The 14,634-nt window shown below is 58.8% G+C and carries 12 protein-coding genes; 4 read left to right on the top strand and 8 right to left on the bottom strand.

All coding sequences use genetic code 11. The annotated features are described in order from the left end of the window. Positions 1–119 precede the first annotated feature (119 nt). The 6 genes from KW840_RS09185 to KW840_RS09160 form a co-directional block, all read right to left on the bottom strand. Complete coding sequence (locus KW840_RS09185) at positions 120–1,319, bottom strand: DUF2771 domain-containing protein (protein ID WP_224795449.1); 1,200 nt, start codon at positions 1,317–1,319, stop codon at positions 120–122. 169 nt (positions 1,320–1,488) lie between these two features. Then, entirely contained in the window at positions 1,489–1,977 is a 489-nt protein-coding gene (locus KW840_RS09180; RefSeq protein ID WP_057716247.1) for a CS1 type fimbrial major subunit, read from the bottom strand. A 63-nt stretch (positions 1,978–2,040) separates the two neighbouring features. After that, a complete protein-coding gene (locus KW840_RS09175; protein WP_218495007.1) occupies positions 2,041–2,784 on the bottom strand; it encodes a molecular chaperone in 744 nt (247 codons plus the stop codon). Positions 2,785–2,843: 59 nt separating this feature from the next. Further along, complete coding sequence (locus tag KW840_RS09170) at positions 2,844–4,088, bottom strand: hypothetical protein (protein ID WP_218495006.1); 1,245 nt, start codon at positions 4,086–4,088, stop codon at positions 2,844–2,846. A 38-nt stretch (positions 4,089–4,126) separates the two neighbouring features. Next, positions 4,127–6,649: a TcfC E-set like domain-containing protein gene (locus KW840_RS09165; RefSeq protein WP_218495005.1), complete on the bottom strand. Its 2,523-nt coding sequence runs from the start codon at positions 6,647–6,649 to the stop codon at positions 4,127–4,129. Positions 6,650–6,757: 108 nt separating this feature from the next. Beyond that, complete coding sequence (locus tag KW840_RS09160; RefSeq protein WP_057716250.1) at positions 6,758–7,246, bottom strand: CS1 type fimbrial major subunit; 489 nt, start codon at positions 7,244–7,246, stop codon at positions 6,758–6,760. Between the two features lie 501 nt (positions 7,247–7,747). Here KW840_RS09160 and KW840_RS09155 point away from each other — a divergent pair. Both KW840_RS09155 and KW840_RS09150 read left to right on the top strand, forming a co-directional pair. Further along, positions 7,748–8,323, top strand: coding sequence for a PadR family transcriptional regulator (locus KW840_RS09155; protein ID WP_057716251.1), 576 nt, complete (start codon positions 7,748–7,750; stop codon positions 8,321–8,323). Continuing rightward, entirely contained in the window at positions 8,320–9,105 is a 786-nt protein-coding gene (locus tag KW840_RS09150) for a siderophore-interacting protein (protein ID WP_090453282.1), read from the top strand. The genes KW840_RS09155 and KW840_RS09150 overlap by 4 nt, the downstream gene beginning before the upstream one ends. A gap of 171 nt (positions 9,106–9,276) precedes the next feature. Here the strand turns inward: KW840_RS09150 and KW840_RS09145 are convergent, their stop codons facing one another. Together KW840_RS09145 and KW840_RS09140 are read right to left on the bottom strand one after the other, a co-directional pair. Continuing rightward, positions 9,277–9,921, bottom strand: coding sequence for a Pr6Pr family membrane protein (locus KW840_RS09145; protein ID WP_218495004.1), 645 nt, complete (start codon positions 9,919–9,921; stop codon positions 9,277–9,279). A 2-nt stretch (positions 9,922–9,923) separates the two neighbouring features. Then, positions 9,924–10,154: a VF530 family DNA-binding protein gene (locus KW840_RS09140; RefSeq protein WP_090453280.1), complete on the bottom strand. Its 231-nt coding sequence runs from the start codon at positions 10,152–10,154 to the stop codon at positions 9,924–9,926. A gap of 366 nt (positions 10,155–10,520) precedes the next feature. On the opposite strand from KW840_RS09140, the gene KW840_RS09135 reads away from it, so the two are divergent. Continuing rightward, complete coding sequence (locus tag KW840_RS09135; protein ID WP_218495003.1) at positions 10,521–11,903, top strand: carbohydrate porin; 1,383 nt, start codon at positions 10,521–10,523, stop codon at positions 11,901–11,903. A 224-nt stretch (positions 11,904–12,127) separates the two neighbouring features. Then, positions 12,128–14,539, top strand: a complete 2,412-nt coding sequence (locus KW840_RS09130) for a glucose/quinate/shikimate family membrane-bound PQQ-dependent dehydrogenase (protein WP_218495002.1) — start codon at positions 12,128–12,130, stop codon at positions 14,537–14,539. Positions 14,540–14,634 lie beyond the last annotated feature (95 nt).

The following is a 14,634-nucleotide window of genomic DNA, read 5'->3' as shown; positions in this document are numbered from 1 at the left end:
GCCTGCCTCATCGCGAGCAAGCTCGCTCCCACAGGGGATCGGTGGTCGCCACAAGATCTGTGTACGACACCCATCCACTGTGGGAGCTGGCCTGCCAGCGATGGCGGCAGCCCCGAGCCTCAGACCTCGGAATCCCAGATCACGGTGACCTTGCCCCTGTAGAAAGGACCGGCACCCGGTTCGAGCATGAATGCCATTTGACTCTGGGGCACTTCAAAGTGCAGAACACCCGGCGCCCTGTCGACGTAGAAACCCGGCTGGAAATACAACGCATTGGCGGCGCCCGATCGCATTCGCATGTGCCTGACGGGTTGCCCGCTCATGTCGGTCAGGCCATTGGGCAGGGTGACAAAGACCTGCAGCTCCACCCCACGCTTGGAGACACGGTCATCGAGCATGCAGTCGTAGGCAGTGCTCCACTCACACTCCATGTACATCTTGAAACGCGATGAGGCCGAGATGTTGAAGGTCTGGTCACGGAACAACCGCACCGGTTTGCGCCCCGCCTGCAACCAGCTCTGCCAGCCACCGGCCGGTACCAATTGGACTTTCTCACCACCGGGCGGAATGTCGACCTTGAGGGTGTGCTGAACGTCGAGGTTGAAGTTCATGGTTAACACCGGACTGCTCGGCAGCATGACATCGCCGAAATCGAAGTCGCCGCTGGGGCCGATCGTGTAGGTGAGCGAGCCTGTGTAATGGCCTGCCAACATGCCCAATGGATTGGGCGTGACCAGTTCATAGGAAAAATCCAGATGGTCGTAGCGCAACCACGGAATATTGAATTTCGCCTGTTTATCACACGCGGCCTCAACCGGTGTTTTCCAGAAAAAACCGTAGTAGTTGGTACCGTAGTAACCCACGCCACTGTAAAGACATGGCGGCGGGGAGTTCACCCAGCTCGATCCCCATAAGAGGTTGTGCGCAATCCGATAATCATCGGCGCCGCCCACCAACTGCATCACATCTTGTGTCACATGCCTGGAGCCCACACCCGTAATCCTCACCTTTACAGTCTCCACTTCCCCGGATTCGTGACGAACCGTCAGATCACGCCATTGCGCCGGCACCTTGAACGTTGCGCCCTGGCGCGGCGATGCATGGTTGGCCGGGATCGCTTGGCTGGAATCGAATCGAATCGGGACTTGCAGGCTGAACGTCTTGTTTTCCTCACATTGCCCCGGATACAGCTGACAGTAGCCACTGGGCGGAGTAGTGTTCTTGAATTGGTTGAGATGCGGATGAGCCGAATCAGGCTTGAACAACGCCGTGATTGATACGTCTTGTGCCAACGCCTGGGGCATCAGCCACCACACCATTAAAAGGCTCCATAACCAAAAAAGCCGTCTTGAAAACAAAACACCTGTGACATTCATCTGTATCCATCTCCGAAAAGCCGCCCTGCTCCCTGGGTGGCGATATCCACTCGACATTCAAACGCTGCAACACCCGTGTGCTCTCACACTTTTGGGCCCTGTCAAAAACAGATCAGGGTGCCGCGGCACTGAAAATCAATTGCACCGTTCCGTAGTAAGTGCCGGGTTTGTAACCACCCACCGGCTCTTTCGGCTGGACTTCCAAAGCAAAGCGCCCGCCTGCCATGGCCTGCGCCGCCGATACCACTTCGCGCGGCGTCGCCTCGTGGCTCAACTCCTGGCCATTGAAGGTGACCCGCAAGTAGATGTTCTGGTCCTCCCGCCCGTTGAACAGATAGGGCTCGGCGTCCAGCCGCGCTTCGATCGCACTGGTGTCGTGCTTGACGTCGAAATTCTTGCGCAACCCTTCGAGCTTCGACGTGTTGCGATTCCACGGCAGGGTCTGTTCCAGATGAATCCAGTTCGTCTCGGCCGGTAGCACGTAAAAGCCCAGGGTCGGAATATCCGCCCACACTTCGAACGTGCGCTCTTCCCGTGCCGCGAAAACCTGGGCACACGTCATCACGCCCACACAGAGGGCGATGGCCGATTGCTTGATCATGTCAGTTACCTGTTGCGAGAAAAAAAGCGGCGAGTCTTCCAGGGCGACCCGCCTTTGGCGGTGTTACTGGCTGGCAACGCGCAACGCTTTTTTGTCGGCGCCTTCAATCAGGTTGAAGCGGTATTCGCGACCGGGTTTCTTCTCGAACTCGAACGACTTGCCCGCCAGAACGTGATGCTTGGTGGTCGGCTCGCACTCGGTTTCATTCTTCAGCGAGCAATTGCGAAACTCATCGATCACCACCACGGTGTTGCCGTTGTTGCGCAGTCGATAAACACCGGCGCTGTCATCGATCACGCTGTCGAAACGGCTGTTCTTGGGACGGACAAAAAACACCGTGCCAAACCCGGTCATCACGTTGACCCCCGCCGACAGGTTCTCCTTGTAGGTTTCGCGCTCTTCACTGGACACCGCGAAGTCATCTTCCTTTTCCGGAACCACCGGCACGAAGCGCACGCGGAAATAACGCTCGGTGTCACGGGCGCCCATGTGCAGCAAACGCGTACCCTGCATGCCATTGGCCGGCACGATCAGCCGTGCGGGGCTGGCCATCAAGCCATCCCGACCGCTGCCATCCGCTTGCGTTGCGACGGGTACCTCGCGGTGGCTGCCATCGGCGTCATAGATGATCTCCAGGATATTGACCTTGACGAACGCGGTGCTGTCGCCGCTGTTGAATACGCGTTTGAGGTAAGTGCTCTTGTCGCCGTCCAGATAGTCGTACACCGTTCCCACGTTGATCTGCGGCCCGGCCTGAACCACCAGAGAAAACCCGCTCAAACCCAACAGCCACCACAGACGTTTCATACCTTTGAACCTCATGACATTGAACACAACACAGGCGCGGTCCATCGATAGACGGCCCATCAGATTTCCGAATCCCAGATCACGGTGACGCCGCCGAAATACTGTTTTGGCGCCCCTGGCAAAAAAAAGTGATCGGGCTTCTCAAGTTCGAAGTGCAACGTGCCCGGCTTACGATCCACATAGTGGCTGGGTTGAAAAGTCACGGCCCCGCCTTCAGTCACCAGTTCCTGACGCTGGACCGGTCTTCCGGCGCTATCGGTCAAGCCACCAGGCAAGCTCACGCTGACTTTCAATGGAGCGCTAAGCATCGAATCCCGATCAGCCATTAAGCAGACCCGTCCATCGCTGATTGAGCACTGCAAAAACATTTTGAAGCGAGAACTGGCCGAGATATTGAAGGTCTGGTCGCGGAACAACCGCACGGGTTTTCGCCCCGCATGCAACCACCTCTGCCAGCCGCCAGCCGGGACCAGCTGAATTTTTTCACCGCCGGGGGGGATGTCGATTTTCAACACATGTTCAACGTCGAGAAGAAAATCAAGAACGATGACGTTGTCCTGAGGAATCATCACATCGCCCAAATCAAAATCCTGGCTTGGCCCAACTCGAAAAATATGCTGTCCGGTGTATTGCCCCGAAACCATGTCTTGGGGATTGGGAGTATCAAGCTCATAAGTAATGTCGAATGTTTCATATTTGAAGGGTTGTGGAATATCGAAAACAGCCTTCTTGGCGCAAATCTCGGCGCTAACCGGGTGCCGCCAGAAACTATTGAAACCAATGTCATTACCCGCACCCATTAAACCGGTGCACGGTGGACCGGCATAACTCCAGGTACCGCCCTCAAACAGATAGTTATGGCCTAACCCGCCGGTCAGTTCGGGTGCCGGCAGAGGTAATTTGTAGGCCACGCCCATGCCGGCCACCCGGAACCTGACGGTTTGAGGGGGCGCCGTTGGGTGGCTGACGGTCACGTCTTGCCATTGCGAAGGAATGTTAAACATCGCCCCCAAACGCTTGTTGGTATGACCGCCCACAATGGTTGCATTCGAGTAAGAGAGAATAGGCAGGCGTAAGCTGAACAGGTTTTCAGCGTGGCATTGAGGTGGGTTATCCAAGCAAAAACCACTTAACGGCGTTCTATTTTCGAACTTATTGAATTGAGGGTTAGATGCATCAGGGTAAAACACTGCCCTGATTTGTTGGGTGACCGCTGCGGCTGAAGCAGGGAACAGCGCCACGACTACTCCAACAACAGCGGCTGCATATATGGCTGACCTTTTAACTTGTGAAATATCTAACATTTGACATGACCTCAAAAATCCCTTGAACCGGATATCCGTCATCCCGCCGTCTCAGCCGTGCGATTGGCGTCCGCCAAGGTGTCCGGCGAACAGCGCAAATCACCGATCATCAGCACGTTGTTTTCACTGCGGTGTTTGTCGGTATCGAGGCGGAACTGGCACAGCAACTGATCGGCATAACGCACTTCCAGGGTCGGTGAACCAGCGTTCATTTCCATCGAGAAGAAGCCATCGACCTCGCTGACCCCACGGCTGGCGTGGTTGATCACGTGGTGGCCCTTGAGCGGCCGACCCTGCGGATCGAGCAGACGCCCGAGCACGGTCAGGGTTTTCATCACCCGCACCTTGCGGTACTCCACACCGCCCTTGTTCAGGTGATAGCGAGTGCGCGCCGGCTCGATGCTGGCCGCTGGCACGTGATTGCCTTCGAAGTCGAAGCTCACCGAACTGTTTTTGTAGGCCGTGAGCGGAATGAAATTGCGCCCCGGCCGCAGCGCCGCGCTGCCGCCGCTGAGGTCGTCGGCGCGCAAGGCGATACCGTCGATGTCGGACTCGACGTCGACAATCATCCCGGCGCCGCGCCCTTGATGCTGGCTGGTCAACGCCATGCGTTGCGCGCCGACCACCACCGTGCTGTCGAGGTTCACGCCACCGGTGAATTTGTTGTTGAAGGACGAACGCTGGATAAAACCGTCGCCATTGATGGCGTCGGTGCGAAAGTTCGCCAGGCTCGACAAACCGACGCCATAAGTGTCGGTCAGCGCCGTCACCGAGACGCTCTGCAACACGTGGTCTTGCAGGTCTTTGCGGTAACCGAGCGAGGCGTTGTTGTCGCGACCACCCTCACGGGCGGTGCGGCTGCCGATGCTGCCGGAAATCTGCTGGCCCGGACCGCCGAGCGCCATGTTGATGCTCAGGTCGACCCCCCGATTGCGCGCATCGCCGCTGCTGAAGCTGCCCGGACGGTCGAACAGCGACAGGCGCCAATTGGCATCGCTGCCAAACAGCTGGGTCCGTTGGGTCCAGCCGAGGTCGACGCCGACGCCCTCGACATTGCCCTCACTGTGGGACACCCGCGCGTTGAGCGAACTCTTGCGACTGATGCGGTGGTTCAGCGCCAGCGACGAGTTGCTGGTCTGGCCGGTGAACACATTGCGTTGGCGTACGCGGGTGCCGTCGGGCAGGGTGTCATAAGTGTTGGTGGTGTCGAGCCAGCTACGGTTGTGGCTGATCACCAGACTGCCAGAGCCGTAGTTGTACAGGCCTTGCAGATCGGCGCCGGTGCCGTGGTCTTCGGTCTGGTAAAGATTGGCGTAGACGCTGGTGCTGTTGCCCAGGGTCCAGTCAATGGAGCTGCCGTACTGGAGTTTTTCGCGCACCTGGCGTGCCGACAGTCCGAGAATCACCCGTGGGTGCAGCAGGTAATTGATCGAGGCGCCCGCCGTGGCATCGCCACTGCTCTGTTGATCCCAGTTGCTCAGCAGTTTGCTTTCCTGCCCGGCGAACAGGTTGTAGCGCCAGCGCTCATCGTGGTTGCGCCAGTTGTTCGGCTTGTAGATCAGCTCCTGGGTGGTCGAGGTGATTTGACCATCTTCGATCAACCGCACTTCCACCTCGTAAATACCGCCCGGCAATGGCCGTGTGTCGAGGGTCTGCAACCCTGCTGGCACTGACTGTGTATTGATCAGCAGGCCATCGCGATAGATTTCCACGGAACCCTGACGGTTGGCCGTGACGTAAACCGGGTACACGCTGGGTTTCGGGCTGTCGATCGCCAGACTGTCGGAGCTGCCATACATCACGCCCACGGCGGTATCCGGGCTGCTGCCGAATGAGCGTGGCTGACGTGTCAGGCCTTCGGAGTTCGGGGTGAAGTACCCCAGCCGGAAAAAACTGCCCTCCAGTTCGCGCTGGGTGAAGAGCTCATGCACGGCGTGATAGGTCTTGTCGTCCGGTCCACCCAGACGCGCCAGTTGCATGTTGAAGGTCTGGCTCCAGTTGCCCAGGCTGCCGCTGGCTTCCAGACCGAAACGACCGCCCAGGTCTTGATCCTGGCCGCCGTTGAGATTGAGTTGATTGCGCACCATCAGGCCGCTGCTGCCGCCTTCAGGCTGATCGTAGAAACGCTTGGCTTCGCTGTCGCGCTCGGCATTTTCGGTGACGATCGACAGCAATGAATTTTCCAGGTTGTAGTGCACCGCCAGCATCTGCTCCGGGCATTGACCGCTGCAGGCGCCCAGCGCCACGCCGGGTTTGAGGATATCCGCCCAAGTCTCGCGTTCGCTGGCGCCGAAGCGGCTTTCACTGGTGTCGGTGAAATCGAGCAACGTCACCCGGTCATCGCGGGACAATACAATCATCGCCTCGCCCAACGGTTGCTGATCGAGTTCGACCCGAACCGCCAACGGAACGTCGAAAAAATGTTCCTCGAACTCTGCCGGCAAGCCTTTGGCCTGGGCCAGCAAACTTCGCGGCGTATTATCAACGGAAGCGGGCGCCGCAAATGCGCTGCTACATAACAGCAACGCAAGCGCTGCCGCGATGGGCGTCATCGGGAACATGAACGAATACTCTAATATCAAAGAAGTTGAAACCCGACCGGCAACTTTTAATATTGCCGATCGGTCACGTTACTTATACAAGTAAGCGCTTATGACTCTTGATCAAGTTCAAAGAGCAACCGGAGGAACAGCGTCGAACATCATGGTGACGGCACCGGTGTAATCACCTGGTGCAAAGGTGGTGCCTTGTGCCTTGATGTTGAGTGGGGCACGGTAATTGACATTCGATTCGGTCTCGCCAACCACCATTTGCGGAGTCGTGGTGAGCACTACATTGTTGAGTGCCACTTGCAGGCCAATTTTGGATGCACCACTGATCAGCTCCGGCACGCTTTCAAGGCTGGCATGCACCGAGCCGTTGTTGTTGCGTACGTCGAAGAAACCGTTGACCTCATCCATGGTGCCCTTGCTTGGAATGTAATCCATTCTCTGATCCTTGTTGACCAGATCCGGATCGACCGGTACCACGTAGAAACCGTTGGTCGGTACATGCGCGACAAGGTTGATGGAGTGACGGGCTTCACCCGCGGCAAATACGGCGGAAGAACTCAGAGCCAGAACAGCCAGAGGAGCAGCAAACGCGATTTTCTTGAACATCTTTCAGTACCTGTCTTTTAAAAGGATAAGCGCAGAAAGTTCAAGTTGAGCAAAACCGTCACGAGCAGCTATTTGCTCAGCTGAACTTTCAACGCCGAAAGATGATCGATCAATTTATCTGGAAAGTAAGCAGGAACGTTCCTGCAAGTGCGTAGCCAAAGTGCTATCACCCGAGAAAGAAAAAACCTGAAATAACTTAAAAACCAATGTCTGACTGTAAGAGAAATACTACAAACCGCACACTAACGGCAATGACAAGCAGAAACTAACGAAGTTACTTCTGTAAGACCAATACCACAAACCCCGCATTTAACAGGCCAAAACCCAACATTAGAGAGTTAACACTAATTTCAGGTTTTTCACCCGCACTGATTACCACTATTTTTGCGGTTTTGGCGGGGTCATCGGCTCGACGCTCGGAACGGCCACCGGTCAGGGGGGCTTGCTTTCTCGTTAAGATATATCTTAAGTTGTATCTAAACACGACGAGAGAAAGCAGAAATGAGAGACCATCATTCCCCCCACCGTGAACACGGCGACGGCCGCGACGGCTTCGAGAAACGTCCCGGACGTGAGCGCGGTGGTCGCGGCCCCCGGGTCTTCGCCCCCGGTGACCTGAAACTGCTGTTGCTGGCGCTGATCGCCGAACAGCCTTGCCACGGCTACGACCTGATCCGCCAGATCGAAGGCATGTTCGACGGCGCCTACAGCCCCAGCCCCGGCGTGATCTACCCGACCCTGACCTTTCTGGAAGAGAGCGAAATGATCCAGGGCGACGCCGAAGGCGGAAAAAAACGCTACAGCGTGACCGACGCCGGACGTCTGTCCTTGAAAGAGCAAGCCATCGCCCTTGAAGGTGTGCGGGTGCGCATCGATGTCAGCAAACGCTCGCTGCGCGGCCATGATCGCCCGCCCGAAATTCATGAAGCCGTGCATAACCTGCGCCACGCGCTGCAACTGCACCACGGCCGCTGGAGCAAGGAAGAAATCCGGCGCGTCGCTGTCCTGCTCAACGACACCGCCAAAGCCATCGTCGACGGCCCCGCCGTTCAACCCGTTCAGGAGAACGCCGAATGACTGAAGTCATCGCCTCAACCATTCACCGTGTCATGCACGAAATCAAACGCCGTCGCCTGGAAGTGTTGCGGGTGGTCGACCTGACTCCGCGCATGCGCCGGATTACCTTGGGTGGCCCTGAATTGGCAGGTTTTGTCAGCCTCGGCACGGACGATCACGTCAAACTGTTGTTCCCGCAAAATGCCGAACAGGCCGCGGCGCTGGAAACCCTGGTGCTGGGCGCCGGCAAGGACAATGGTCCGCTGCCTGAGATGCGCGACTACACCCCGCGTCGCTACGATCTGGACGCCCTGGAACTGGACATCGACTTCGTACTGCACGGCGACGGCCCTGCCTCGACCTGGGCCGAACAGGCCAAACCGGGGCAGTTCCTGCACATCGGCGGGCCACGGGGTTCGATGATCGTGCCGGACATGTTCGACAGCTATCTGCTGATCGGCGACGAAACCGCCCTGCCCGCCATTGCCCGACGCCTCGAAGGCTTGGCAGCCAATCGACGCGCATTGGTGATTGTCGAAGTGGAAAACGGAAAGGAGCAGCAAGTGCTGGAGAGCGCTGCCGAAGTCAATGTGATCTGGGTGCTGCGCGAAGGGGGCAAAGATCATTTGTTGAGCACGGTGCGCCAGATCCAGGTGCCAGCCGGCAGCCTGTACGCATGGGTGGCGACCGAGAGCAAAGTGTCGCGGCAGATTCGTCGGGTGCTGCTGGATGAGCACGGGCTGGACGAGCAGTTCGTCAAGGCGGTGGGTTACTGGAAATTGGGGGACAGTGACGAGGAGTGATCTGCTCGCTCAATCGCTGGTTGAAGACTTTGTGGCGAGGGGGCTTGCCCCCGTTCGGCTGCGAAGCAGTCGTAAAATCTGCTGATGCGGTGTTTCAGATAAATACTCATTGCAGCTTTTAGCACTGCTTCGCAGCGCAACGGGGGCAAGCCCCCTCGCCACAATCAGCGTTCACTTCCGGGCGGCACGCCACCGATCCAACCCAATCACCAGCAAGGCAATCACCACAAACCCCGTCAACAACCCGCCGGCATTGATGAACACCTGTGGATAACCCAGTTTCTCGACATCAATGAACGGGTAGGGATAAACCGCCAGCAAATGCCCGCGCAGCAGCGAATAGGCGAAGTAGACCAGCGGATAGATCACCCACAACCCGATGTGTCCCACCCGCAGCCTGCCCTTGGGCACGCAACTCCACCAATACACCAGAAACAGCAGCGGCATGACGTCGTGCAACAGTTCGTCGGCCAGCCATTGCCAGCCCTCGGGATGCCACAAGTGGCGCAGCAGCAGGTTGTAAGCGAGGCTCACCACGGCGATGCTCACGGCAATGCCACTACTGACCCACGGCTGCAAGAACCAGCGACGCGCCGCCGACTCGCGGGATGTCACTGCACAGGTCAGCACGGTCGCCACCAGGGTGTTGCTCAGCACGGTGAAATAGCTGAAAAAACTCACCAGCCCACCGATCAGGCTGGCGCCCAGCGTCCAGCGCGAATGGAAAATCAGGTACATCTGGATGCTCAACCCCGCCCAGCCGAGCATGGCAGCCACGACCACAAAACGACGGTGTAACGCAGAAGGGTTGACCATGTTCAAAGCGGTCGTTTGGTGCGCATCAACTTCACATACAAGCGCTCGACCTTCTCCCGCGCCCACGGGGTTTTGCGCAGGAATGTCAGGCTCGACTTGATGCTCGGGTCGCTCTTGAAGCAGCGGATATCGATGCGCTCGGCCAGCCCCGACCACTCGTAGTGGTCAACCAGCGCGTTGAGGATCTGTTCCAGCGTCACGCCATGCAGCGGATCAGTGTTGTGTTCGGTCATGCCGGGCCTTCAGCGATGTTGGAATGGGAAAGCCGCGCACCTTAGCCGAGGGCTTCTTCGGGTGGAAGCGATCTATCAAATGTAGGTGATTTTGGGATCCTGGAATCCTGTAGGAGCGAGCTTGCTCGCGAAAAACGCAACGACGCCGCTGGGTATCTGGTTTGACGCGTTATCGTTCACGACCATCGCGAGCAAGCTCGCTCCTACAAAGAGCTGACTGTTACAAAATCCGAAACGATGCATGTCATCAAAAGCCCTTTCTCTATTTGTAACGGAACATTATCCTTGCGCACGCTTTAGCTGAAACGCTTCTGCCAGTCACTTCTTCCGCTCATCCCCCAGAAAAAGATCAAGAATTTCTTCCCTATGCCTGATTTGCGATTTTCGAAAGACAGCGCTGTCTTTAAGACTGTCTCTTGCCACAACGCCCTCAAACTGATCGGCGGTTTCACCGCGTTCGGCCTCGCCACCTGTGTCCAGGCCGCTCCGGCATTCGATAGCGACTCACCGTGGATGCTCGGCGACTGGAACGGCACACGTACGGAGCTGGCGGAAAAAGGCTATGACTTCAAACTGGATTACACCGGCGAAATGGGCAGCAACCTTCACGGCGGCTACGACCACGACCGCACCGCGCGCTACAGCGACCAGTTCGGCCTGGGCACCCACCTGGACTTGCAGAAGATCCTCGGCTGGGACGATGCCGAATTTCAGCTGACCATCACCGAACGCAGCGGCAACAACATCAGCAACGACCGCATCAACGACCCGCGTGTCGGTGGCTTCACCTCGGCCCAGGAAGTCTGGGGCCGCGGCCAGACCTGGCGCCTGACGCAGATGTGGTATCAGCAGAAGTTCTTCGATGAAAAGCTCGACATCAAGGTCGGCCGTTTCGGCGAAGGCGAAGACTTCAACAGCTTCCCCTGCGACTTCCAAAACCTGGCGTTCTGCGGCTCCCAGGTCGGCAACTGGGCGGGCGACATCTGGTACAACTGGCCGGTCAGTCAGTGGGCGCTGCGGGTCAAATATCACCTGACGCCTGAGTTGTACGCGCAGATCGGCGCGTATGAGCAGAACCCGTCGAACCTTGACCGCGACAACGGTTTCAAGCTCAGCGGCAGCGGCACCCAGGGCGCAGTCCTGCCGGTAGAGCTGGTGTGGACGCCGAAACTCAACGGCCTGCCGGGTGAATACCGCGCCGGTTACTACTACAGCAGCGCTAACGCCACCGACGTCTACAAGGACAGCAATGGCCAGCCTGCCGCCCTGAGTGGCGAAGCCTATCGCAGCGCGTCGAGCAAACACGGCGCGTGGCTGGGCCTTCAGCAGCAAGTCACCAGCCTCGCCAGCGACCACTCTCGCGGCTTGAGCCTGTTCGCCAACGGCACGATGCACGACAAAAAAACCAACGCCATCGACAACTACGTCCAGGCCGGCCTCGTCTACAAAGGCCTGCTCGATGCGCGCGCCAGGGACGACATCGGCTTTGCCATGGCCCGCGTCCACGTCAACCCGGCCTATCGCAAGAATGCCGAGGCGACCAACCAGGCCAATGTTGTTTTCGACTACGACAATCCGTCCTACCTGCCGCCTCAGGACACCGAATACAGCGCCGAACTCTATTACGGCGTGCACGTGACCAACTGGCTGACCGTGCGCCCGAACCTGCAATACATCCGCCATCCCGGTGGCGTGGACGAGGTCGATGACGCGCTGATCGGCGGGATCAAGGTCCAGTCGTCGTTCTAAAAAACACCACACCCCCCCTGTAGGAGCGAGCTTGCTCGCGATGGACGTGAACGATAACGCTTGGAGCCTGACACCCCGCGGTGTTCTCAGGCTTCTCGCGAGCAAGCTCGCTCCTACAGGGGCTGCGTCAGCCAAACCCGTTTTATATGAACCCTGCCCGCACAAGATCGTCATCTACAGTGAACTTGCGCGGGACTACTTGAAACGTCACGGAGAATCACACTATGAGCACTGATGGTGCCTTGAGCCGAAGCCGTCTATTGCCGACCCTGCTCGGCATATTGCTTCTGCTGATGGGCCTGGCCATGCTGGCCGGGGGGATCAAGCTGAGCATGCTTGGCGGCTCGCTTTATTACCTGCTGGCCGGTATCGGCATCGCGCTGAGCGGCGTCCTGCTGATCGCTGCCCGCCGCGCGGCGCTGGGCCTGTACGCACTGGTACTGTTCGCCAGCACTGTTTGGGCGCTGTGGGAAGTTGGCCTCGACTGGTGGCAACTGGTGCCGCGCCTGGCGCTGTGGTTCGCCCTCGGTGTGGTGATGCTGCTGCCGTGGTTCCGTCGTCCATTGCTGATCAACGGCCCTGCCCCTATGGGTACTGGCGCCTTGAGCGTGGCCGTGGTCCTGGCCGGCGCCACCGCCGTGGCCAGCCAGTTCACCCATCCGGGCGAAACCTTCGGCGAACTGGGCCGCGACACCGCGGACATGACCAGCACCGCGCCGCAGATGCCCGAAGGCGACTGGCAGGCCTATGGCCGCAGCGAATTCGGTGACCGCTACTCGCCGCTCAAGCAGATCACCCCGGCCAACGTCGGCAAGCTGCAAGAAGCCTGGCGTATCCAGACCGGCGATCTGCCAACCGCTGATGACCCGGTGGAACTGACCAACGAAAACACCCCGCTCAAGGCCAACGGCATGCTCTATGCCTGCACCGCCCATAGCAAGGTGCTGGCGCTGGACCCGGACACCGGCAAGGAACTGTGGCGTTTCGACCCGCAGATCAAGAGCCCGGTGGGCTTCAAGGGCTTCGCCCACATGACCTGCCGTGGCGTGTCGTACTACGACGAAGCAGCCTACGCCAAGTCTGAAAGCGCTGCCTCCGCAGTGATTTCCGAGGCTGGCAAAGCCGTTGCCCAGGCTTGCCCGCGTCGTCTGTACCTGCCAACCGCCGATGCACGCCTGATCGCACTCAACGCCGACACCGGCAAGATCTGCGAAGGCTTCGGTAAAAACGGTGTGGTTGACCTGACTCAAGGCATCGGCCCGTTCACCGCCGGCGGCTACTACTCCACCTCGCCAGCAGCGATCACTCGTGATCTGGTGATCATGGGCGGCCACGTCACCGACAACGAGTCGACCAACGAGCCATCCGGCGTGATCCGTGCCTTTGACGTACACGACGGTCATCTGGTGTGGAACTGGGACAGCAACAATCCCGACGCGACCGAACCGCTGCCAGAGGGCGAACACTACAGCCGCAACTCGGCCAACATGTGGTCGCTGGCCAGCGTCGACGAAAAACTCGGCATGGTCTACCTGCCATTGGGCAACCAGACCCCTGACCAGTGGGGCGCAGACCGCACCCCGGGCGCCGAGAAGTTCAGTGCTGGCCTGGTCGCGCTGGATCTGGCCACCGGCAAGGTGCGCTGGAACTACCAGTTCACTCACCACGACCTGTGGGACATGGACGTCGGCAGCCAGCCAACCCTGCTGGACATGAAAACCGCCGACGGCGTGAAACCTGCGCTGATCGCCCCGACCAAACAGGGCAGCCTGTACGTCCTCGACCGTCGTGACGGCACGCCGATCATCCCGATCAAGGAGATTCCGGCTCCGCAAGGTGCCGTAAAAGGTGACCGCACCGCGCCGACCCAGGCTCGTTCGGACCTGAACCTGCTGGCCCCGGAACTGACCGAAAAAGCCATGTGGGGCGCCAGCCCGTTCGATCAGATGCTGTGCCGCATCCAGTTCAAGGAACTGCGCTACGAAGGCCAGTACACCCCGCCGTCGGAACAGGGCAGCCTGATCTATCCGGGTAACGTCGGCGTCTTCAACTGGGGCGGCGTTTCGGTCGACCCGGTTCGCCAGATGCTCTTCACCAGCCCGAACTACATGGCCTTCGTCTCGAAAATGGTACCTCGCGCCGAAGTCGCGGCCGACAGCAAGCGCGAGAGCGAAACCGCGGGTGTGCAACCGAACACGGGCGCACCTTACGCGGTGATCATGCACCCGTTCATGTCGCCGTTAGGCGTACCGTGCCAGGCTCCGGCCTGGGGCTACGTGGCCGGCATCGACCTGACCACAAACAAAGTCGTGTGGAAACGCAAGAACGGCACCAGCCGCGACAGCTCGCCATTGCCTATCGGCCTGCCACTCGGCGTGCCAAGCATGGGCGGCTCGATGGTCACCGCCGGCGGCGTCGGCTTCCTCAGCGGTACGCTGGACCAGTACTTGCGCGCCTATGACGTCAACACCGGCAACGAGCTGTGGAAATCGCGCCTGCCGGCTGGCGGTCAGGCTACGCCGATGACCTACACCGGCAAGGACGGCAAGCAGTACGTGCTGTTGGTCGTCGGTGGTCACGGCTCACTGGGCACCAAAATGGGTGACTATGTGATTGCTTACAAACTGTCCGAGTAAGTTTTAGCGGCAGTCAGAACAAAGGCGACGTCCGTGAGGACGTCGCCTTTTTTGTTATCGCAGATTTCAAATCACCCCCGCTCCCACAGGGGATA

It is taken from the genome of Pseudomonas sp. PDM30, from assembly GCF_019218985.1.
GTDB lineage: Bacteria > Pseudomonadota > Gammaproteobacteria > Pseudomonadales > Pseudomonadaceae > Aquipseudomonas > Aquipseudomonas jessenii.
Note: the sequence above shows the minus strand (reverse complement) of the source record. Positions and strands in the feature narration are given on the sequence as shown.